The 22104-nt window shown below is 72.4% G+C and carries 18 protein-coding genes; 9 read left to right on the plus strand and 9 right to left on the minus strand.

Annotated features, from left to right (window positions below; translation table 11 throughout):
• Positions 1-5: 5 nt before the first annotated feature.
• A complete protein-coding gene (locus ACZ6CZ_RS04295) occupies positions 6-875 on the minus strand; it encodes a glycerophosphodiester phosphodiesterase (RefSeq protein WP_469014295.1) in 870 nt (289 codons plus the stop codon).
• Positions 876-1159: 284 nt separating this feature from the next.
• On the opposite strand from ACZ6CZ_RS04295, the gene ACZ6CZ_RS04300 reads away from it, so the two are divergent.
• The 6 genes from ACZ6CZ_RS04300 to ACZ6CZ_RS04325 all read left to right on the plus strand — a co-directional run bounded on the left by ACZ6CZ_RS04300 (position 1160) and on the right by ACZ6CZ_RS04325 (position 9569).
• A complete protein-coding gene (locus ACZ6CZ_RS04300; RefSeq protein ID WP_469014297.1) occupies positions 1160-2074 on the plus strand; it encodes an MHYT domain-containing protein in 915 nt (304 codons plus the stop codon).
• A 40-nt stretch (positions 2075-2114) separates the two neighbouring features.
• Positions 2115-4253 (plus strand): excinuclease ABC subunit UvrB, encoded by a 2139-nt coding sequence (gene uvrB, locus ACZ6CZ_RS04305; RefSeq protein WP_469014299.1) that lies wholly within the window; start codon positions 2115-2117, stop codon positions 4251-4253.
• A gap of 165 nt (positions 4254-4418) precedes the next feature.
• A complete protein-coding gene (locus tag ACZ6CZ_RS04310; RefSeq protein WP_469014300.1) occupies positions 4419-4997 on the plus strand; it encodes a TerD family protein in 579 nt (192 codons plus the stop codon).
• A gap of 118 nt (positions 4998-5115) precedes the next feature.
• Positions 5116-7128, plus strand: coding sequence for a TerD family protein (locus ACZ6CZ_RS04315; RefSeq protein WP_469014302.1), 2013 nt, complete (start codon positions 5116-5118; stop codon positions 7126-7128).
• Between the two features lie 220 nt (positions 7129-7348).
• Positions 7349-8362 carry a TerC family protein gene (locus ACZ6CZ_RS04320; RefSeq protein ID WP_469014304.1) on the plus strand — a complete coding sequence of 338 codons (1014 nt, stop codon included), beginning with the start codon at positions 7349-7351 and terminating at the stop codon, positions 8360-8362.
• 106 nt (positions 8363-8468) lie between these two features.
• Complete coding sequence (locus tag ACZ6CZ_RS04325) at positions 8469-9569, plus strand: calcium:cation antiporter (RefSeq protein ID WP_469014305.1); 1101 nt, start codon at positions 8469-8471, stop codon at positions 9567-9569.
• 29 nt (positions 9570-9598) lie between these two features.
• On the opposite strand, the gene ACZ6CZ_RS04330 is transcribed toward ACZ6CZ_RS04325, so the two are convergent.
• Positions 9599-10870, minus strand: a complete 1272-nt coding sequence (locus tag ACZ6CZ_RS04330) for an MFS transporter (protein ID WP_469014388.1) — start codon at positions 10868-10870, stop codon at positions 9599-9601.
• 250 nt (positions 10871-11120) lie between these two features.
• Here ACZ6CZ_RS04330 and aroQ point away from each other — a divergent pair, with 250 nt between their 5' ends.
• Positions 11121-11594 (plus strand): type II 3-dehydroquinate dehydratase, encoded by a 474-nt coding sequence (gene aroQ, locus ACZ6CZ_RS04335; RefSeq protein ID WP_469014307.1) that lies wholly within the window; start codon positions 11121-11123, stop codon positions 11592-11594.
• Positions 11595-11612: 18 nt separating this feature from the next.
• On the opposite strand, the gene ACZ6CZ_RS04340 is transcribed toward aroQ, so the two are convergent.
• The 5 genes from ACZ6CZ_RS04340 to ACZ6CZ_RS04360 form a co-directional block, all read right to left on the minus strand.
• Positions 11613-12389 carry an amino acid ABC transporter ATP-binding protein gene (locus ACZ6CZ_RS04340; protein ID WP_469014308.1) on the minus strand — a complete coding sequence of 259 codons (777 nt, stop codon included), beginning with the start codon at positions 12387-12389 and terminating at the stop codon, positions 11613-11615.
• Positions 12386-13327 carry an amino acid ABC transporter permease gene (locus tag ACZ6CZ_RS04345; protein WP_469014310.1) on the minus strand — a complete coding sequence of 314 codons (942 nt, stop codon included), beginning with the start codon at positions 13325-13327 and terminating at the stop codon, positions 12386-12388. Before ACZ6CZ_RS04345 ends, ACZ6CZ_RS04340 begins: the two co-directional genes overlap by 4 nt.
• Positions 13324-14217: an ABC transporter substrate-binding protein gene (locus ACZ6CZ_RS04350; protein WP_469014311.1), complete on the minus strand. Its 894-nt coding sequence runs from the start codon at positions 14215-14217 to the stop codon at positions 13324-13326. The genes ACZ6CZ_RS04345 and ACZ6CZ_RS04350 overlap by 4 nt, the downstream gene beginning before the upstream one ends.
• 382 nt (positions 14218-14599) lie before the next feature.
• Positions 14600-15256, minus strand: coding sequence for an MBL fold metallo-hydrolase (locus tag ACZ6CZ_RS04355; RefSeq protein WP_469014313.1), 657 nt, complete (start codon positions 15254-15256; stop codon positions 14600-14602).
• A 45-nt stretch (positions 15257-15301) separates the two neighbouring features.
• Complete coding sequence (locus tag ACZ6CZ_RS04360; protein WP_469014314.1) at positions 15302-15991, minus strand: maleylpyruvate isomerase family mycothiol-dependent enzyme; 690 nt, start codon at positions 15989-15991, stop codon at positions 15302-15304.
• A gap of 223 nt (positions 15992-16214) precedes the next feature.
• Here ACZ6CZ_RS04360 and uvrA point away from each other — a divergent pair, with 223 nt between their 5' ends.
• Entirely contained in the window at positions 16215-19256 is a 3042-nt protein-coding gene (gene uvrA / locus ACZ6CZ_RS04365; RefSeq protein ID WP_469014316.1) for an excinuclease ABC subunit UvrA, read from the plus strand.
• Between the two features lie 94 nt (positions 19257-19350).
• Here the strand turns inward: uvrA and ACZ6CZ_RS04370 are convergent, their stop codons facing one another.
• Positions 19351-20268 (minus strand): carbohydrate kinase family protein, encoded by a 918-nt coding sequence (locus ACZ6CZ_RS04370; protein WP_469014318.1) that lies wholly within the window; start codon positions 20266-20268, stop codon positions 19351-19353.
• Between the two features lie 344 nt (positions 20269-20612).
• Here ACZ6CZ_RS04370 and ACZ6CZ_RS04375 point away from each other — a divergent pair, with 344 nt between their 5' ends.
• Entirely contained in the window at positions 20613-21050 is a 438-nt protein-coding gene (locus tag ACZ6CZ_RS04375; protein ID WP_469014319.1) for a Rieske (2Fe-2S) protein, read from the plus strand.
• A 36-nt stretch (positions 21051-21086) separates the two neighbouring features.
• Here the strand turns inward: ACZ6CZ_RS04375 and ACZ6CZ_RS04380 are convergent, their stop codons facing one another.
• Positions 21087-22034, minus strand: a complete 948-nt coding sequence (locus ACZ6CZ_RS04380) for a hypothetical protein (RefSeq protein WP_469014320.1) — start codon at positions 22032-22034, stop codon at positions 21087-21089.
• Positions 22035-22104: the final 70 nt, after the last annotated feature.

Raw genomic sequence — 22104 nt, forward strand, 5'->3', positions numbered from 1 at the left:
GCCGCTCACTCCCCGCCGAGCGCCGCCCGCACCACGTCGGGCTTGTCGGTGATCACGCCGTCGACGCCGTAGCGGGCGACGGTCCGGGCGCTCGCCGCGTCGTCCACGGTCCACGCGAACACCCTCAGCGGCTCGCCGTGCGGTCCGTGGAAGGCGTGCACGGCGGAGACGTACGAGGCGGTCAGCGACCCGTACGACGGGTTGATCAGGTCGGCGAAGCGCGCGTACCCGCGCAACTGCTTGACGGGCGGCGCACCGAGGTAGGCCGTGGTCAGGCCTGGTTTCAGCTCGTGGACCGCCCGCACGCTGTCCGCGCTGAAGCTCTGCACGATCAGCCGGTCCAGGTGGCGCGGCTCCAGCCATCCCTCGTTGCCCAGGAGCTTCAGCGTCTGCTGCTCGATGCCCGGGTACAGCTCGGGGTTCTTGATCTCCAGGAGCAGCTTCTCGTGGTTGTGCTCGACGCGGCGCATGTACTGCGTCAGCGTCGGCACGCGCACGCCCGCGTACGCGGGGGAGAACCAGCTGCCCGCGTCGAGCCGGGCGATCTCCGCGGCGGTGAAGTCCTTCACCTTCCAGGGCGCCCGCCCGGGGAAGACGTCCTCGACGTCGGTGGTCCGCGCGAGGCCGTCGTCGTGGATGACGACCAGCTCGCCGTCCTTGGTCCGCTGGACGTCGTTCTCGACCCAGGAGAAGCCCATGGCCCGCGCACGGTCGATGGCGGCCAGGGTGTTCTCGGGGGCGTAGGCGCAGGCACCGCGGTGGGCGATCACCTCCGGACCTTCCGCGTCTCCCGCCCGGGCGTCGGAGGCGGGGCTCAGCAGGGCGGCCGCCCCCAGGAGCGCGGTGGTGGTGACGGCAACGGCGCGCGCGTGCATGCGGAACTCCTCGGTCGAGAGGACAAACACGGACAGCACCAGACTGACAGCACCAGGTCGCCAGGACTCGCACGCAGGATGTCCACAGGTGGAGAGGAGATGTCCAAGGCGGCTTCACCAGTGCCTCACAACTGGGACAACGACGTGTTTCTTTGCCGGAAAATCGTTCGACCATTCCGGTGGGGGTCATACTCTCAGCGTCACCCTGGCCGCTGGGAGCGGACCCGGGACGGGGGAGCATCTCAGGAAAACCGGAACGCACGAAGGCGGAAGGGCAGCCGCGCATGCAAGGCACGGTCGACGGATTCAGCTACGGGGTCGTCACCCCGCTGGTCGCCTATCTGATGGCCTGCCTCGGCGGCGCCCTCGGCCTGCGCTGCACCACCCGCTCCCTGCTGGTGAGCCACTCCAGACGGCCCGCCTGGCTCGCCCTCGGCTCGGCGGCGATCGGCTCCGGCATCTGGACCATGCACTTCGTCGCCATGATCGGCTTCACCGTCAAGGAGACCCCGATCCACTACGACAAGCCCATGACGTACGCGAGCCTCGGCATCGCCGTCCTCATGGTGGGCGTCGGCATCTTCATGGTCGGCTACCGGGGCGCCACCGGGGCCGCCCTCTTCACCGGCGGCACGATCACCGGCCTGGGCGTCGCTTCGATGCACTACCTCGGCATGGCGGGCATGCGCTTCGACGGCACCTTCAGCTATGACACGACCACCGTCGTCGTCTCGGTCGTCATAGCGGTCGTCGCCGCCACCGCCGCGCTGTGGGCCGCGGGGCAGGTCAGGGGCTTCCTGTGGAGCGTCGGCGCCAGCCTGGTCATGGGGCTCGCCGTCAGCGGCATGCACTACACCGGCATGGCCGCCCTCAGCGTCCACCTGCACGGGCCCGTCGCCGGCGCCGCGGGCGACGCGCCCGCCGGGCTGCTCGCCCCCATGCTGATCGGCCCGCTCGCCTTCCTGCTGCTCGCGGGCGTCGTCGTCGTGTTCGACCCGCTGATGGTCACGGGCAGGCCCGAGTGGTCCCCGGTCGAGCGGAAACCGGGCGTTCCCGCCGGCACCGCGCCCCCGCACCCCGGCCGCCGCCCCCAGCCCCGCCCCGGACACCCGCGGGCCGCCCGGCCCGGTCCGGACCGGGACGACGACGAGGTCCGCCTCCTCACGCACCGCGGCTCCCACGCCCCGCAGAACCGCTGATCCGGACCCGTTGTCAGTGGGTGGTCGTACGGTTGGTTCCATGCGGCCCGTTTCCCACATCGAACGCACGGTGGCGCCCTTCGAGGTCGTCAGTCCCTACCAGCCCAGCGGTGACCAGCCCGCGGCCATCGCCGAGCTGGCCCGGCGCGTCGAGGCCGGCGAGAAGGACGTCGTCCTGCTGGGCGCGACCGGCACCGGCAAGTCCGCCACCACCGCGTGGATGATCGAGAAGCTCCAGCGCCCCACCCTGGTGATGGCGCCGAACAAGACCCTGGCCGCCCAGCTGGCCAACGAGTTCCGCGAGCTGCTCCCGAACAACGCGGTCGAGTACTTCGTCTCGTACTACGACTACTACCAGCCCGAGGCGTACGTCCCCCAGTCGGACACCTACATCGAGAAGGACTCCTCGATCAACGAGGAGGTCGAGCGGCTGCGCCACTCGGCGACGAACTCGCTGCTCACCCGCCGCGACGTCGTCGTGGTCGCCTCCGTCTCCTGCATCTACGGCCTCGGTACGCCCCAGGAGTACGTGGACCGGATGGTCCCGCTCAGGGTGGGCGACGAGATGGACCGCGACGACCTGCTGCGCCGCTTCGTGGACATCCAGTACACCCGCAACGACCTGGCCTTCACCCGCGGCACCTTCCGCGTCCGCGGCGACACCATCGAGATCTTCCCGGTCTACGAGGAGCTGGCCGTCCGCATCGAGATGTTCGGTGACGAGATCGAGGCCCTCTCCACGCTGCACCCGCTCACCGGCGAGATCATCAGCGACGACCAGCAGCTCTACGTCTTCCCCGCCTCCCACTACGTCGCCGGCCCCGAGCGCATGGAGCGCGCGGTCAACGACATCGAGAAGGAGCTGGGGGAGCGGCTGGCGGAGCTGGAGAAGCAGGGCAAGCTGCTGGAGGCCCAGCGCCTGCGGATGCGCACGACGTACGACCTCGAGATGCTCCGCCAGATCGGCAGCTGCTCCGGTGTCGAGAACTACTCGATGCACTTCGACGGACGCCTGCCCGGCTCACCGCCCAACACCCTGCTCGACTACTTCCCGGACGACTTCCTGCTCGTCATCGACGAGTCGCACAACACGGTCCCGCAGATCGGCGCCATGTACGAGGGCGACGCCTCCCGCAAGCGCACTCTCGTCGACCACGGCTTCCGGCTGCCCTCCGCCCTCGACAACCGCCCGCTGAAGTGGGAGGAGTTCCAGGAGCGGGTCGGCCAGACCGTCTACCTGTCGGCGACCCCCGGCAAATACGAGCTGTCCCGCGCGGACGGCGTCGTCGAGCAGATCATCCGCCCCACGGGCCTCGTCGACCCGGAAGTCGTCGTCAAGCCCACCGAGGGCCAGATCGACGACCTGGTGCACGAGATCCGCGCCCGCACCGAGAAGGACGAGCGCGTCCTGGTGACCACCCTCACCAAGAAGATGGCCGAGGACCTCACCGACTACTTTCTGGAACTCGGCATCCAGGTGCGCTACCTGCACAGCGACGTCGACACCCTGCGCCGGGTCGAGCTGCTGCGCGAGCTGCGCTCCGGCGAGTTCGACGTCCTCGTCGGCATCAACCTGCTGCGTGAGGGCCTCGACCTGCCCGAGGTGTCCCTGGTGGCGATCCTCGACGCCGACAAGGAGGGCTTCCTGCGCTCCGGCACCTCGCTGATCCAGACCATCGGCCGCGCCGCCCGCAACGTCTCCGGCCAGGTCCACATGTACGCCGACAAGATCACCCCGGCGATGGCACGGGCCATCGACGAGACCAACCGGCGCCGGGAGAAGCAGGTCGCCTACAACAAGGCCCGGGGCCTCGACCCGCAGCCGCTGCGCAAGAAGATCAACGACATCGTCTCGCAGATCGCCCGCGAGGAGGTCGACACCGAGCAGCTCCTCGGCTCCGGCTACCGCAAGACCAAGGACGGCAAGGGGACCAAGGCACCCGTCCCGTCGCTCGGCGGCAAGGCGGCGAAGGCCGGCAAGGCCGCCCGGGGCAAGGCCGGCCAGACGGTGCCCACGGACCGTCCGGCGGCGGAGCTCGCCGAGCAGATCGAGGAGATGACCGAGCGGATGCGCGCCGCGGCGGCGGACCTCCAGTTCGAGATCGCGGCCCGGCTGCGCGACGAGGTGTCCGAGATGAAGAAGGAGCTGCGCCAGATGCGGGAGGCGGGCATCGCCTGACCCACCGCCACCACCCGTGCGCCGCGCCCCGCCGGCCCGCGCGCAGTGTTGCAACACCGACACAAACCGCGGACCGGTATACGGCATGCTCAGCGCCTCTGCGTAGGGTTCTGGGCAACCGCGTACACCGCGGCAACAGGGGAATTCCGAGAGGGGAAACAAGCCGTGACCGTCAACTTGAGCAAGGGTCAGGCCATCAGCCTGGAGAAGCAGGACGGGGCGTCCCTGACCGCGGTGCGCATGGGTCTCGGCTGGCAGGCGGCCAAGCGGCGCGGACTGTTCGGCTCTCGCACGCGGGAGATCGACCTGGACGCCTCGGCGGTGCTCTTCGCGGACAAGCAGCCGGTCGACGTCGTGTTCTTCCGGCACCTGGTGAGCGACGACGGCTCCGTGCGCCACACCGGTGACAATCTCGTGGGCGGTGTCGGCCAGGGCGGCGACGACGAGGCGATCCTGGTCGACCTGGCCCGCGTCCCGGTCCACATCGACCAGATCGTCTTCACCGTGAACTCCTTCACGGGCCAGACCTTCCAGGAGGTGCAGAACGCGTTCTGCCGCCTGGTCGACGAGACCAACGGCCAGGAACTGGCCCGCTACACGCTCGCGGGCGGCGGCGAGTACACCGCCCAGATCATGGCGAAGGTGCACCGGGCCGGCGCGGGCTGGACGATGACCGCCCTGGGCACGCCGTCCAACGGCCGCACCTTCCAGGACCTGATGCCGGCGATCCTGCCGCACCTCTGAGTCGCGTCGCGAACGTCCCGTCCGTCTCCAGGAGGACGACGGGACGTTCGCGGCAGGCCCTGGGCGCCCGCGGCGCCCGGCACGGCGCAGCACATCACGACACGGGGGGACCGAGGCGATGACGGCCGAACTGGCGCGGGGCCAGAACCATCCGCTCTACGGGACCCGGCTGGGCATCCGCGTCTCGGCCGCGGTACCGGTCGTGGCGGCGGCCACGCTCGGCGACGCCGAGGGCCGGGTGCCGGACGCCTCCCGGGTGGCCCACCCGGGCGCGTCCGCGCTGCCCGGGCTGGAGGTCTCCCGGCAGGCGGCCACCGACCACCGCCTCACGGTGGACCTGACCGCCGTGCCGGAGGCCGTCCACCGCGTCACCGTGCTGCTCGCGCTGCCCGCAGGCACGGCGGGCCCGTCCCGCTTCGGTGCCGTCGCCGCCCTGCACACCGCGGTCACCGGCCCGGACGGCACCGACCTCGTCCGGTACACCCTCACCGGTCTGGACGCCGAGTCGGCGGTGGTCGCCCTGGAGCTGTACCGCAGGCAGGGCGCCTGGAAGGTGCGCGCGGTGGGCCAGGGCTACGCGGGCGGACTCGCGGCCCTGCTGGCCGACCAGGGCCTGTCCGGGGCCGCCGGACTCGCGGCCGCGATCGAGGAGGCGGCCCGGCAGCCGGGCCGGCCGGTGCCCGCCGCTGCCGACTCCCCGGGGGACGACGACCGGCTGCACCGGTCCCTGGCCGCCGCGTCCGGGTCCGGTCCTGCGGGCACATTCATACCGGACAGCGGGCAGCCGTCCCCGCACGAGCGCGGCGATCGTGGCGAGGAACCGGCCGCCGCCCAGGCGTACGTCCCTCAGGGGCAGCCCCCGGCGTCCGGCGGCCCGATCGACTACAGCCACCCCGGCCGCCGGCCCACGGCACCCCTCGGCCCGCCCGCCCGGCCCGGTTGCCCGGAGCGGCCCGAGGACTCCGGGCAGCCCGAGAACACCGGGCAGCCCGGACAGGCCGCCCGGCCCGTCGCCGGGGACGCGACCGGCTGGTCCATGGACGAGCGGCTGTACAACCAGGTCTGGGGCATGTTCGAGGACCTGGCCCGCACCACGGCCGCCTACCGCGGCGCCGTCGACTTCGCCGACTCCCGCATGGAGCGGGAACTCGACCAGGCCCTCGCCGACCCCCGCAGCCGGCTCGGCCCGGCGGGAGACGCGGCACGCGAGGCGGCCCGTGCCAGACGAGACCAGCTGGTCGAACAGGCGCGGGCGGCCCTCGACCGCGACCTCGCCCAGCTCGCGGCCGAGTCCGAGGTCGTCGAGCCGGCGCTGCCCCCGGCGTACGCCCGCTGGGACAATCCCGTCTGGCACGCCCACCAGGTGCCGGCGCAGCCCGCGATGGCCCTGCGCCTGGGTGACCTGCACCTCCCGGAGAGCGTGCCGCTGCGTATCCCGATGCTGGTCAGGCTGCCGCTGGAGCGCGGGCTGTGGATCGACAGCGGCTCCGCGAGGGGCCTGGACGACGAGTTCCGGGACGCCGCGGAGCTGCGTCGTCTCGCCATGGAGGCGGCGGTGGCGCTCGCGGCGCGGCTGCTCGCCGTCCATCCGGCGGGGGAGTTCGACGTGCACGTCGTCGACCCGGCCGGTTCGGGGGCCCGCGCGCTCGCGCCGCTGGTGCGGGCGGGCGTGCTGGACGCGCCGCCCGCGGCCGGTGCCGCGGGCGTGGCGGACGTGCTGGGACGGCTCACCGAGCGCGTCGACCTGGTCCAGATGGCGGTCCGCGGTGCCGCGCCGGACGCGCTGCCACCGGGTCTGTCCACCGGCCGGCAGCTGCTGATCGTCAACGACTTCCCGCACGGCTTCGACGACCGGGCCGTGACGCGTCTGCGCTATCTGGCGGACGAGGGCCCGGCCGGCGGGGTGCATCTGCTGATGGTCGCCGACCGCGAGGACGCCTCCGCCTACGGCCCGCTCCTCGACCCGCTGTGGCGTTCGCTGATGCGACTGACGCCGGTCCCGGACGACCACCTCGCGGACCCGTGGGTCGGGCACGCCTGGACGTACGAACCGGCGCTCGTGCCGCCGGGCAGCGAGGTGCTCCACCGGGTCCTCGCGCAGGTTGTGTCCGCCCGCGTCAAGGGAAAGTAAAGCCACTCTGCCAGGTGGTTTGGGATTTCTTTTACCAAGCTCTTTACCTTTCCTTGGTGGTTCGGGTACTGTCGTCCGTACGGAGGGGAGTACTCCTGACTGCGGCGCACTCGTCAGTACGGATCCGGTCGGATCCCGGGGCGCCGGCCCGATCACGGGTGGAAGAGACCTCCGGCAGCGACAAAGCTGAGTGTTTGCCGTGCCAACTGCCGGAGGCGTCATGGAAGTGTCCGCGACCCTGTGGGTCCTCACCGTCGCAGGTCTCGCCGTGCTCATCGCGGCCGACTTCTTCATCGGCCGCAAGCCGCATGACGTGTCGGTCAGGGAGGCCGGGATCTGGACCGTCGTCTGGATCGTGCTTGCGGCCCTGTTCGGACTGGGCCTGCTCTTCTTCTCGGGCGGACAGCCCGCGGGCGAGTTCTTCGCCGGCTACATCACCGAGAAGTCCCTGAGCGTCGACAACCTCTTCGTCTTCGTCCTGATCATGGGCAAGTTCGCGGTGCCCTCGCAGTACCAGCAGCGGGTCCTGCTCGTCGGCGTCCTCATGGCCCTGGTGCTGCGGGCCGTCTTCATCGCCGCCGGAGCCGCGATCATCGCCGGCTTCTCGTGGGTGTTCTTCCTCTTCGGCGCCTTCCTCATCTGGACCGCCTGGAAGCTCGTCCAGGAGGCCCGCGCCGACGTGGAGGACGCGGAGTACGAGGAGAACAAGCTGCTCAAGGCGGTCGAGCGCAGGTTCGGCGTCGCCGACCGGTACCACGGCACCAAGCTGTGGATCCGGCAGAACGGCAGGCGGGTCATGACCCCCATGCTGGTCGTGATACTCGCCATCGGTACGACGGACGTCCTGTTCGCCCTGGACTCCATCCCCGCGATCTTCGGCCTGACGCAGGACCCGTACATCGTGTTCACCGCCAACGCCTTCGCCCTGATGGGGCTGCGCCAGCTGTACTTCCTCATCGGTGGCCTGCTGAAGAAGCTCGTCCACCTCTCGTACGGCCTGTCCGTCATCCTGGGCTTCATCGGGGTGAAGCTCGTGCTGCACGCCCTGCACGAGTCCGGGGTCCACGTTCCGGAGATCAGCATCCCCGTCTCGCTCGGGGTGATCTGCGCCATCCTCGTCATCACGACGATCACCAGCCTGCTGGCGTCGAAGAAGCAGGCGGCGCGGGAGGCCGAGCTGGAGCACGCGTCGAGCGGAGGCCCTGGGCACCACGGCACGGACACCCGGATATGAGGGACGCGGACGCGGTCCGGCGCCGGCCGCCACACGGCGCAGGAGGCGCCGGAGCGTGCCGGGGCACCGGAATGCGCGCCGTGGGCGGCTCTGTCACGATCGCTGCATGATCGTGCGGAGCAGGTCGCTCACCACTCAGTGGACGCTCCTGGTGCCGGTGCTCGCCGCCGTCCTGCTCGTGTTCACCTGGGGCAGGCAGCTGCCGGCGGCCGTCGTGGCGCTGGTGACCGTGGTCCTCGCGGGGTCCGTGCTGGCGGCGGTGCACCACGCCGAGGTGGTCGCCCACCGGGTGGGTGAACCCTTCGGCTCGCTCGTCCTGGCCATCGCCGTCACCGTCATCGAAGTCGCCCTGATCGTCACCCTCATGGCCGACGGCGGCGCCAAGAGTTCCACCCTGGCCCGCGACACCGTCTTCGCCGCCGTCATGATCACCTGCAACGGCATCGTCGGGATCTGTCTCCTGGCCGCCTCCCTGCGCCACGGGACCGCGGTCTTCAACCCGGAGGGGACCGGCGCCGCCCTGGCGACCGTCGCGACCCTGGCCACGCTCAGCCTGGTGCTGCCCACCTTCACCACCAGCGCGCCCGGCCCGGAGTTCTCCGGGGTGCAGCTGACCTTCGCCGCGGTGTCCTCGCTGGTCCTGTACGGCCTGTTCGTGGCCACGCAGACCGTGCGGCACCGGGACTACTTCCTGCCCGTCACCCAGCACGGGGAGGTGATCACCGCGGACGACCACGCCCGGAAGCCCTCCGCCCGCGCCGCCTGGATCAGCCTCGGCCTGCTGGGCCTGGCCCTGGTCGGGGTGGTCGGCCTCGCCAAGGGTGTGTCGCCCGCCATCGAGTCGGGCGTCGCGGCGGCCGGTCTCAACCAGGCCGTCGTCGGTGTGGTCATCGCCCTGCTGGTCCTGCTCCCCGAGACCATCGCCGCGCTGCGCTCCGCCCGCCGCGACCGGGTGCAGACCAGCCTCAACCTGGCGCTCGGTTCCGCGATGGCCAGCATCGGGCTGACCATCCCCGCCGTGGCCCTGGCCTCGCTCTGGCTGTCCGGGCCGCTCGTCCTGGGCCTCGGCGCGACCCCCATGCTGCTGCTCGCGCTGACCGTGGTGGTGAGTTCCCTGACCGTGGTCCCGGGGCGGGCCACCCCGCTGCAGGGCGGAGTGCACCTGGTGATCTTCGCCGCGTATCTGGAGCTGGCGGTCAATCCCTAGCGCCGCGGCGGGTCACCTCCCTCGGGCCGTCACCCCGTGACGGGCTCCACCGCCGCGACCGGCACCGGCCGGGTCTCCGGCAGCAGAGCGAAGCACCCGAGGCTCACCAGGGCGATCCCCGTCAGATACGCGCCCACCCCCCACGGCACCCGCCCGCCGCGCTCCGCGAGGGCCGTCGCCACGATCGGGGTGAGCGCGCCGCCCAGGACGCCGCCGAGGTTGTAACCCACCGCGGCACCGGTGCAGCGCACCCGGGGTTCGTACAGCTCCGGCAGGTAGGCGGCGATCACCGCGAACATGGTGACGAAGGCGATCAGCGCGCCCAGGATGCCCAGGAACATCAGCAGCGGCTCACCGGTCGCCAGCAGCGCCACCATCGGGAACATCCACAGGGCACAGGCCGCGCACCCCGTCAGGCACAACGGCCTGCGCCCGTAGCGGTCGCCGAGCAGCGCCATCACGGGCGTCAGCGCGCCCTTCACCACCACGGCGGCCATGATGCAGCCCAGCATCACCGTCCGGCTCACGCCCAGCCGCTCCGTCGCATACGCCAGGGACCAGGTCGTCACCGCGTAGAACACCGCGTACCCGACGGCCAGCGCCCCGGCCGTCAGCAGCACCAGCCGGCCGTGACGGCGTACGACCTCGACGAGCGGCACGCGCGCGTGGTCGTCGATCTCCAGGAACCGGGGACTCTCCACCACCTGCGCGCGCAGCCACAGCCCCGCCAGGGCCAGCACGCCCGCCGCCCAGAACGGCACCCGCCACCCCCACTGCGCGAATCGCGCCTCGGACAGGGCCGCCGACAGGGTGAGCATCACGCCGTTGGCGAGCAGGAACCCCACCGCGGGCCCGATCTGGGGAAAGCTCGACCACAGGCCGCGCCGGCCGGCGGGCGCGTGCTCGGCGGTGAGCAGGACCGCCCCGCCCCACTCCCCGCCGAGCCCGAGCCCCTGGAGGAACCGCAGGACCAGCAGCAGCACGGGCGCGGCGACGCCGATCGCGCCGTAGGACGGCACGCAGCCGACCGCGACCGTGGCGGCGCCGGTCAGCAGCAGGGAGGCGACCAGCACGGGCCGCCGCCCGCGCCGGTCCCCGATGTGCCCGAACAGCACCGACCCCAGCGGCCGGGCCACGAAGCCCACGGCGAACGTCCCGAACGCCGCCAGCGTGCCCGCCACGGGGGAGAACGTCGGGAAGAACAGCGGCCCGAGCACGAGGGCCGCCGCGGTTCCGTAGACGAAGAAGTCGTAGAACTCGATGGCGGTCCCGGCGAGCGAGGCGGCCGCGAGCCGGAGCATGGAGGGCGCTCTCACCGAGCGTGCATCGCGCATACCGGGACAACTACCCACCGTGATCGCCGGTTACGGGGGCGTGCGGAGGTGCGGGGGTTTTGGCAGGTGACGGTGGTGCGCCCCGGCAGCCCCCGGTCGCCGTAAGGGGTGGTGCGGGGGAGAGGGCAGGGGCCGTCGCACCGGGCGGGCGCCGTGATAGACCGGGTCCGAGCAGCGGCCGCCGACCCGCGGCCGACCCCGACGGACCGGAGGAACCGTGCCCCGCACCCTGGCCAACGCCCCGATCATGATCCTCAACGGGCCCAATCTGAACCTGCTCGGCCAGCGCCAGCCGGAGATCTACGGCCGGGACACGCTCGCCGACGTGGAGGCGCTGTGCGCCGCGGCGGCGGCCGCGCACGGCGGCACGGTGGACTTCCGGCAGTCCAACCACGAGGGCGAACTGGTGGACTGGATCCACGAGGCCCGGCTGGCGCACTGCGGGATCGTCATCAACCCCGGCGCCTACTCGCACACGTCGGTCGCCATCCTCGACGCGCTCAACGCCTGCGACGGCCTGCCCGTCCTGGAGGTGCACGTCTCCAACATCCACCGGCGTGAGGAGTTCCGGCACCACTCCTACGTCTCCCGGCGCGCCGACGGCGTGATCGCCGGCTGCGGCGTGCAGGGCTACGTCTTCGCCGTCCAGCGGGTGGCCGCCCTGGCCGGGGCCGGGCAGGCCGACGCCTAGGGCCGATCGCGGCGGCGACTACAGCCGCCCGGCCTCCACGATCCGCCGCAGGAAGCGCCGGGTGCGCTCCTGCTGCGGGTCGCCGAAGACCTGCGCGGCGCTCCCGCGCTCCAGCACCGCGCCTCCGTCCAGAAAACAGACCTGGTCGGCGACGTCGCGGGCGAAGCCCATCTCGTGCGTCGCCAGCACCATGGTCATGCCGTCGTCCTTCAGGTCGCGCACCACGGAGAGCACCTCGCCGACCAGTTCCGGGTCCAGGGCGGCGGTGATCTCGTCGAGCAGCAGCAGCCGGGGCCGTACCGCCAGGGCCCGGACGATCGCCACGCGCTGCTGCTGGCCGCCGCTCAGCCGGTCCGGGTAGGCCGCCGCCTTCCCGCCCAGCCCGAGCCGCTCCAGCAGCCGCCGGGCCTGCTCCTCGGCCTGCGTGCGGGGGACCCCGTGCACGCGGCGCGGGGCGAGGGTGACGTTGTCCAGCACCGTCATGTGCGGGAACAGGTTGTACGACTGGAAGACGACGCCGATGCGCCGGCGCACCGCGTCCTGGTCGGCGCGCGGGTCGGTGATCTCCTCGCCGTCCAGCCAGATCGCCCCGTCGTCGATCTCCTCCAGGAGGTTGGCGCAGCGCAGCAGCGTGGACTTGCCGGACCCGGAGGCGCCGATCAGCGCGGTCACCGTGTGCGGGGCGACCTCCAGGCTGACGTCCCGCAGCACCACGGTGTCCCCGAAGGACTTGCGGACGGACTCCATCCGCAGCACGGGGGAGGAGTCCCCGGCGGCTGCCGCTGCGTCGCTCATGTCGTTCCTCCCTGGGCCTGCCGGCGGTCCATGCGCGCCGTCACCCAGTCCGTGAACCGGGTCATCGGGACGGTCAGCGCCACGAAGACCAGCCCGGCGACGATGTACGGCGTGTAGTTGAGGCTGCGGCCGACGATGATGTCCGCGGCGCGTACGGCGTCCACCGCACCGCCGATCGACACCAGCCCGGTGTCCTTCTGCAGCGACACCAGGTCGTTCAGCAGCGGCGGCACCTGGCGGCGCACCGCCTGCGGCAGCACCACGTGGCGCAGCGCCTGCCGGTTGGTCAGCCCCAGCGAGCGGGCGGCGGCGCGCTGCGAGGGGTGCACGGACTCGATGCCGGCCCGGAACACCTCGGCCACGTACGCCGAGTACGTCAGCGTCAGCGCCGTACCGCCCAGCAGCACCGGGTCGACGCTCACCCCCTGCAGGCGCAGCGCGGGCACCCCGAGGACGACGATCATCAGGTTGATGATGAGCGGGAGTCCGCGGAAGAAGTCCGTGTAGGCGGCGGCCAGCACGCGCAGCGGGAAGAACACCGGGCCGCGCAGCGTGCGGGCTACGGCGATGAGCATGCCGAGGACCAGCACGGCGACGCCGCAGACGAGCAGCAGCCGGACGTTCAGCCACAGCCCGTCGAGGACCTTCGGCAGCGCCTCGCGCGCGTACCCCGCGTCGAAGAACGTCTCCTTGGTGCGCGGCCAGCCGGGCGCGCTGACGACGACCGTGTAGAGCACGGCGGCCGTCACCAGGGTCGACAGCGCCGCGACCGCCGTGGCGCGGCGGGTGCGCGCCCGCCGGTGCCGCTCGCGCTCCAGCCGCCGCCGAGAGGGGACGTAACCGTCGTCCGCGCGGGCCGCGCCGGCCTCGGTGCCTCCCGGCACCTCGGCCCCGCCGACCGCGTCCTCCCCGGCGGACTCGCCCTTCGTGACCGTCACTTGAGGACCGGCGCGTCGACGGCGTCGGAGAGCCACTGCTTCTCGATGGCGGCCAGCGTGCCGTTCTCGCGCAGGGCGTCGACGGCGGAGGACACGCACGAGGTGAGCGCGCTGCCCTTGTCGAGGACGAGGCCGAACTGCTCGGGCGTACCGCCCTGGTTCTCGAACTGGCCGACGATCCCGGCGTTCGTGACCTCGGCGGCGGTGATGTAGAAGGCGGTCGGCAGGTCGGTGACGACGGCGTCGACCTGGCCGTTGCGCAGCGCGGACTTGGCCTGGTCGTTCTTGGCGTACACGGCGGCCTGCTGCGTGGGCTTCACCACGTCGGTGATGTACTGGAGGCTCGTGGTGCCCACCTGGGCGCCCAGCTTGAGCTTCCTGAGGCCTGCGAGGCTCGTCGCCCGGGCGGCCTTCGAGCCCTTCAGCGCGATGACGGCCTGGCGCACGTCGTAGTAGCCGGAGGAGAAGTCCACGGCCTTCCTGCGCTCGGCGCTGATCGACACCTGGTTGATGTCGAAGTCGAACGTCTTGCGCCCGGGCGCGAACGCCTTGTTGAAGGGGACGCTCTGCCAGACCACGGCGTCCTTGCCGTAGCCGAGCCGCTCGGCCACGGCGTAGGCGACCGCCGACTCGAAACCCTTGCCGTTCGCGGGCTTGCCGTCCTTGAACCACGGCTCGTACGCCGGTTCGTCCGTCGCGATCGTCAGCTTGCCGTGGGTCCTGGTCGCCAGGTCGCCCTTGGCGCAGCTCTTGGCGGCCGAACCGGACGGGGCCGCGGCCGCGTCGTCCTCGGGCTGCGGAGCACAGCCGACAGCGGTGGCGAGCAGAGCGACGGTGACGGCGATGACGGCGGTGACGGCGCGGCGCGGTGCGCGAGGGGCAGGGTGCATGGCGGGAGAGTGGCAGTGAACGCCGCGTATGTCGAGGTCAAGGCGGTCAGTGTCCGCATCGTGGGAACGGGTGTTGCGGGCGTGTGAACACCGTGCGCGCGGGCCGGTGCGGCGCGAGTGGGCACCGGGCGCCGTGCGGGGCCCGGACCTTCGCGACGGGCCTTGGGGCCGCCGGTCGGGGGTGGGGTGGGCAGACCGGCGGCCCTGCCGCGCGGGAGCAGTCATCCCGCGTGGGCCACTCCCAGTCGACCGCGCACCGGGGCCGGGCGGGAGCGCGCGCGGGACGCCGGCGCGTGCGAACGCTTCACACGGGGCACGCGTGCGGAGCACTTCACACGAGGCACGCGCGCGGCGCCGCGCCGGCGGCCGCCGGCGCGCCGGGCTACCACCCGCGCGCGTGCCACTCCGACAGGTGCGGGCGTTCCGCGCCCAGGGTGGTGTCGTTGCCGTGCCCCGGGTAGACCCAGGTCTCGTCCGGCAGCGCGCCGAAGATCTTCGTCTCGACGTCGTGGATGAGGCTGGCGAAGGCCTCGGGGTCCTTGTGGGTGTTGCCGACGCCGCCCGGGAAGAGGCAGTCACCGGTGAAGACGTGCGGGTGGCCGTGCGGGTCGTCGTAGACGAGCGCGATGGAGCCCGGCGTGTGCCCGACGAGGTGGCGGGCGGTGAGTTCCACCTGACCGACCCGGACGACGTCCCCGTCGTCGACGAGGACGTCGGTGGGTACGGGGATGCCGGCGGCGTCGTGCCGGCCGGCGTAGGTGCGGGCGCCGGTGGCGGCGACCACCTCGGCGAGCGCCTGCCAGTGGTCGCCGTGCCGGTGGGTGGTGACGACGGAGGCGATGCCGTCGTCACCGATCGTCCCGAGCAGCGCCCGCGCGTCGTGCGCGGCGTCGATCAGCAGTTGCTCGTCCGTGGCCCGGCACCGCAGCAGATAGGCGTTGTTGTTCATCGGACCCACCGCGACCTTGGTGATCATCAGGTCCTTGAGCTCGTGCACGTCGGCCGGTCCGCCGACCGTCACCTCACCGCTGTACGTCATGGCGGTCAGCCTATAGCGGGGCGGCGCCCCCCGGGCGGCCGCGCGCTACAGCGGCGGAAGTGCCGGCAGGGCGCCGCCCTCGGCCTTCAGCCCGGACCCGTCGCTGCGGCCGGCGAGCCAGCCCAGCAGGTCCGCGGCCGTCCCCTCGACCACGACCGGGCCGCCCGGGGCGCCGCCGCCGGTGCTCCGGGTCCGGCCGCCACCGGCCACCAGCCGCGTCGCGGGCACGTCCCGGTGCCCGGCGAAGCGGTCCGCGAGGAAGTCGATCTCCCGTTCGGTGAACTCCTCGGACAGGTCCTCCAGCTCGTAGCCGATCCCGAGGTCCACGTGGTGCAGCTCGGTCTCGATCCACCGCCGGAACGGCACCCGGGAGGCGGAGTCCGTGACGCCGTTGCGCAGCTCCACCGTGCGTGACCAGTCGGCCGGGACGGCACCCGCCTCCTGGAAGCGTTCGGCGCTCTCCCGCAGGTCGGCGAGGTGGACGGACAGGGGCCGCGCGGCGTCCCGCTCGATGTCGGCCTCCCGGGCGTCGCCGGAGACGTACATCGGGCGGCCGCGCAGGACGTTCACGAGCGCGTCCGCGTTGCGGGAGAGGTGGGCGAGGACGTGCCCGCGGCTCCAGCCGGGCAGCCGTGACGGCTCGGCGAGCGAGGCGTTGTCCAGGGTGGCGACAGCGGTGAGCAGCCGTTCGGTCGCCGCACGGAGACATGCCAGGTCATGAGCGTGATCAATCATGCTGCTGACCCTAGCCCCGCCACACGTTCGGGTGAAGGTGACGAAGCAGACCGGCAAATCGAATGCCCGTGCTATATCGTCGAGGGCGGCGTCGGGCATGCTGGAAGGCCGGGGATTGTTATGCAACCTGGAATCCGACCGGCGTTGTCAGTGGCTCCCCCTAGTCTGAAGAAGGACGGGGACCCCGCCCCTGTCACTTCTCTCAAGAAAGGTGCGGACCGGCGTGGCCGACCGTCTCATCGTCCGTGGCGCGCGCGAGCACAACCTCAAGAATGTCTCGCTCGACCTGCCTCGTGACTCGCTCATCGTCTTCACGGGTCTGTCCGGGTCGGGCAAGTCCTCCCTGGCCTTCGACACGATCTTCGCCGAGGGCCAGCGTCGCTACGTGGAGTCGCTGTCCTCGTACGCCCGGCAGTTCCTCGGCCAGATGGACAAGCCGGACGTCGACTTCATCGAGGGCCTGTCACCGGCGGTCTCCATCGACCAGAAGTCGACCTCGCGCAACCCGCGCTCGACGGTCGGCACCATCACCGAGGTCTACGACTACCTGCGGCTGCTGTTCGCGCGCATCGGCAAGCCGCACTGTCCCGAGTGCCGCCGCCCGATCAGCCGCCAGTCGCCGCAGGCCATCGTGGACCGGGTGCTCGAGCTGCCGGAGGGCAGCCGCTTCCAGGTCCTCTCGCCGCTGGTGCGCGAGCGCAAGGGCGAGTTCGTCGACCTCTTCGCCGACCTGCAGACCAAGGGCTACAGCCGGGCCCGGGTGGACGGCGTGACCGTCCAGCTCTCCGAGCCGCCGACGCTGAAGAAGCAGGAGAAGCACACCATCGAGGTGGTCATCGACCGCCTCACGGTGAAGGACTCCGCCAAGCGCCGCCTCACCGACTCCGTGGAGACCGCCCTCGGGCTGTCCGGCGGCATGGTCGTGCTCGACTTCGTGGACCTCCCCGAGGACGACCCCGAGCGCGAGCGCATGTTCTCGGAGCACCTGTACTGCCCCTACGACGACCTGTCCTTCGAGGAGCTGGAGCCCCGCTCCTTCTCCTTCAACTCGCCCTTCGGCGCCTGCCCGGAGTGCACCGGCATCGGCACGCGCATGGAGGTCGACCCGGAGCTGATCGTCCCGGACGAGGACAAGTCCCTCGACGAGGGCGCCATCCACCCCTGGTCGCACGGGCACACCAAGGACTACTTCAGCCGGCTCATCGGCGCCCTCGCGGACGCGCTGGGATTCCGCACGGACATCCCCTTCGCGGGCCTGCCGCAGCGCGCCAGGAAGGCCCTGCTGTACGGCCACAAGACGCAGATCGAGGTGCGCTACCGCAACAGGTACGGCCGCGAGCGGGTCTACACGACGCCCTTCGAGGGTGCCGTGCCCTTCGTCAAGCGCCGGCACGGCGAGGCCGAGAGCGACGCCAGCCGCGAGCGCTTCGAGGGCTACATGCGCGAGGTGCCCTGCCCCTCCTGCCACGGCACGCGCCTGAAGCCGATCGTCCTCGCGGTCACGGTCATGGAGAAGTCCATCGCCGAGGTCTCCGCCATGTCGATCAGCGACTGCGCGGACTTCCTCGGCCGGCTGAAGCTGAACGCCCGCGACAAGAAGATCGCCGAGCGGGTCCTGAAGGAGGTCAACGAGCGGCTGCGGTTCCTGGTCGACGTCGGCCTGGACTACCTCTCGCTCAACCGCGCGGCCGGCACCCTCTCCGGCGGCGAGGCCCAGCGCATCCGCCTGGCCACCCAGATCGGCTCCGGCCTCGTCGGCGTGCTGTACGTCCTGGACGAGCCCTCGATCGGCCTGCACCAGCGCGACAACCACCGGCTGATCGAGACCCTGGTCCGGCTGCGGGACATGGGCAACACGCTCATTGTGGTCGAGCACGACGAGGACACCATCAAGGTCGCCGACTGGATCGTCGACATCGGCCCCGGCGCCGGTGAGCACGGCGGCAAGGTCGTGCACAGCGGCTCCCTGAAGGAGCTGCTCGCCAACGACGAGTCGCAGACCGGTCAGTACCTCTCGGGCAAGCGGGCCATCCCGGTGCCGGACGTCCGCCGCCCCCGCGACCTGTCGCGGCAGCTCACCGTGCACGGCGCCCGGGAGAACAACCTCCAGGACATCGACGTCTCCTTCCCGCTCGGCGTGTTCACCGCCGTCACGGGAGTGTCGGGGTCCGGCAAGTCCACGCTGGTCAACGACATCCTGTACACGCACCTGGCGCGCGAGCTGAACGGGGCGCGCAGCGTGCCCGGACGGCACACGCGCGTGGACGGCGACGACCAGGTCGACAAGGTCGTGCACGTCGACCAGTCGCCCATCGGCCGCACCCCGCGGTCCAACCCGGCGACGTACACGGGTGTCTTCGACCACGTGCGCAAGCTGTTCGCCGAGACCACCGAGGCGAAGGTGCGCGGTTACCTGCCGGGCCGCTTCTCCTTCAACGTCAAGGGCGGCCGCTGCGAGAACTGCTCGGGCGACGGCACGATCAAGATCGAGATGAACTTCCTCCCGGACGTGTACGTCCCGTGCGAGGTCTGCCACGGGGCCCGGTACAACCGGGAGACCCTGGAGGTCCACTACAAGGGCAAGTCCATCGCCGACGTGCTGAACATGCCCATCGAGGAGGCCACGGACTTCTTCGACGCCGTGCCGGCCATCTCCCGCCACCTCAGGACGCTCAAGGACGTCGGCCTCGGCTACGTCCGCCTCGGCCAGTCCGCGACCACCCTGTCCGGCGGCGAGGCACAGCGCGTGAAGCTCGCCAGCGAGCTGCAGAAGAGGTCCACCGGCCGCACGGTCTACGTGCTGGACGAGCCGACCACCGGCCTGCACTTCGAGGACATCAGCAAGCTGCTGAAGGTCCTGTCCGGCCTGGTCGACAAGGGCAACACGGTCATCGTCATCGAGCACAACCTCGACGTGATCAAGACCGCCGACTGGGTCGTCGACATGGGCCCCGAGGGCGGCGCCGGCGGTGGCCTGGTCGTCGCCGAGGGCACTCCGGAGGAGGTGGCCGGGGTTCCGTCCAGCCACACCGGCAAGTTCCTGCGGGAGATCCTGGGCGCGGACCGGATCAGCGACGCGACGGTACCGGCGGCACGCAAGAAGCCGGCGTCCCGGACGGTCGCCGCTCGGACCGCCGCCAAGAAGACCGCCACCAAGGCGGTGAACAACACCACCGGCACGAAGGCGGCCGCCGCGGCCAAGAAGACGGCCACCAAGGCCACCAAGGCGACCGCGGCCAAGTCGACCCGGGCCCCCAAGGCCTGACCGGCCCGGCCGGCCACCGCGGCACCCTGCCGCGAGACGCCGCGATGCCCTGCCGCGACCCCCACGGAGCACGCTCCGTGGGGGTCGCGGTGCGTCAGAGCGCGATCTCGTGGGCGTACGGCGGCTGCGCGCCCGCCCGGGAACAGGTGAGCGCGGCCGCGCGGGCCGCGAACCGCAGCAGCCGTGTCCAGCCGTCGGCGCCCAGCCCCGCCAGAGCGGCCGGGGAGAGAGCGTCCTGGGCGGCCAGCGCGTGCAGCAGGGCCGCGTTCACCGTGTCACCGGCGCCGATGGTGTCCACGACGTCGGTCTTCTCACCCGGCACCGCGTACTGCGCGCAGCCGGTGCCCTCCCGGACGAACGCGGTGAGGCCGTCGGCGCCCCGGGTGATCACCACCGCGGACGGCCCGGCCGCCAGCCACTCCCGCGGGGTGCCGCCCAGCCAGTCGGCGTCCTCCTCGGAGAGCTTCAGCAGGGTCACCGAGGGCAGCCAGCCGCTGAACCGGGCACGGTAGGCGTCCGCGTCCGGGATCAGACCCGGCCGGATGTTCGGGTCCAGGGCCGTGAACAGGCCCCGCGCGGCCGAGGTCCGCAGCAGCTCCTCGTAGGCGCTCGCGCCGGGCTCCAGGACGAGCGAGCAGGTGCCGAAGGACACCGCGCGGGTCCCGGCGGGCAGGGCGGCGGGGGCCGCGAACAGGCGGTCGGCGGTGCCCTCGACGTAGAAGGAGTACGCCGCCGAGCCGCCCGCGTCGACCGTGGCCACGGCGAGCGTGGTCGGCTCCGGGCCGCGCTGCACGGCCGAGACGTCCACGCCGGCCTGCCGCAGCCCGTCGAGCAGGGCCTCGCCGAAGGCGTCGAGGGAGGCGCGGGAGCAGAAGGCGGTGGGGGAGCCCAGGCGGCCGAGGGCCACGGCCGTGTTGTAGGGGCCGCCGCCGAGCGCCGGCTCCAGGGCCGCCAGGGCGCCCGTGCCCCGCGGTACCAGGTCGATCAGGGCCTCACCGGCGACGACGATCACGAGTCGGTTCCTTCCTCGGGCCGCTGGGGTCCCTCTCCCCAGGCGGGTCCCGGCCGAGGGTAGACGCTCGCCCCTCCCCGCACACGAGCACCCGCGTCGACGGGCACCCCGCCCGCAGCCGCGCCCCGCTCCGAGCCGCCCCGCTCCGGGCCGCGCCCCGCTCCGGGCCGCGCCCCGCTCCGGGCCTCGCCCGGTTGGCGCCCGCTCGGAGCCCTGCCCCCTCCGGCCCGTGCCCCGCTCAGGGCCGCCCCGCCGTGCCCCGGTATCGTCGCTCTGCCTGCTCTGCCTGCTCTGCCTGCTCTGCCCGCTATGCCCCGCCGCACACCCGACCAGTGGAGACCTCGATGTCCGCCCAGCCGGCCCACCCGTCCGCGAGCCGCCGTACCGTCCTGCGAGGAGCCGCCGCGGCGCCGGTGGCCGGGCTGGGGCTGGCCGCCTGTTCCGCGCCGGGCGGCGGCGGATCGGCGGCCGCGACACCGACCGCGCCGGTCGACCTCGGGGCCGAGGGCGAGGTGGCGAAGGGCGGCGCCAAGCTCTACCGGGACCACAACGTGGTGGTCGCCAGGGACGGCAGCGGGGCGCTCACGGCGCACAGCACGATCTGCACGCACGCGGGGTGCCCCATCAACAAGCTCGAGGGCACGACCCTGATCTGCCCCTGCCACGGCAGCCGGTTCGACGCGGTGACCGGAGAGGTGGTCCAGTCGCCCGCCACCGAGCCGCTGAACGAGCTGCCGGTCAGGGCCGCCGGGGGCCGGATCGTCGCCGGCCCGGGCGCCTGACCCGGGAGCCGGCCACCGCACACGCGGCGGCGCCGCTCACTCCCACTCCCAGCCGATGCCCACGAGGCCCGGCCGGACCCGGGGCTCGACCAGGTGGACGCAGCGGTGCGGCCCGCTCAACGGCAGCTCCCGCCGTCCGCCTCGCGGCGCCGCGGCCGAGGGCTGGGTGAAGCGGTGGCAGCGGGCCGGCAGCGCGCCGGGGTCGAAGTGCACCTGGAGCGCGTACTGGCCGCCGGCCTGTCCGAAACCGCGGACGTACTCCCGGCAGGCGCCCGCGGTGCCGTCCTCGACGCCGTACCGGAAGAGGAACGTGTCGCCCGCGTGCAGGCGGGTGCCGAACAGCAGCTCGACCGCGAGGACGCCGGTGTCCTGGTCGAAGCTGACGCGGCCGGTGCGGCAGTTCTCCAGGGCGTGCACCGCCATGCGCCGCGGCGTGCACCCGGGCTCGCCGTGGTGGACGGCCACGAAGCGGTCGACGCCGTCCCGGCGGGCCCGCACGATGTGCTGCGACTCCCGGCCGGCCAGCTCCCGGCGGGAGCCGACCCGGACGCGTTCGTGGTGGCCCAGAGTGCGCAGTCCGACGTCGGCGGACCAGCCCAGGTCGTCCTGGAGCCGCTCCAGGACGCCGGGGGCCTCGGCAGGCGCCCGGTGGGAGCGGACGCCCGGGCGGCCCCCGGCGGCGCGCTCGGCGGCCTCGGTGAGCAGCCGGATCAGCGACTCCTCCGGCAGGTGCAGGATCTCCTCCAGCGCGCGTACGGCGCGCAGGGACTCCGGTCGCCGCGGTCGCCGCGCGCCCTGCTGCCAGTAGCTCAGACTGGTCACGCCCACCGTCACCCCGTACCGCGACAGGTGGTGCTGCACGCGCTGGAGCGGCAGCCCGCGGGCGGCGATGGCGGCGCGCAGCGCCACGTGGAAGGGGCCGCCCCGCAGGGCCGTCTCCAGTTCCGGCGAGGCCTGGTCCGCTGCTGTGGTGGCGTGCCGCATGCACAGGGCCCTTCTGTTGTGTGGGGGCACCGCGGCTGGTCGGACCGCGGGCGCGGGCGTCCGGGACCGC

The organism is Streptomyces sp. NPDC041135 (genome assembly GCF_055592085.1).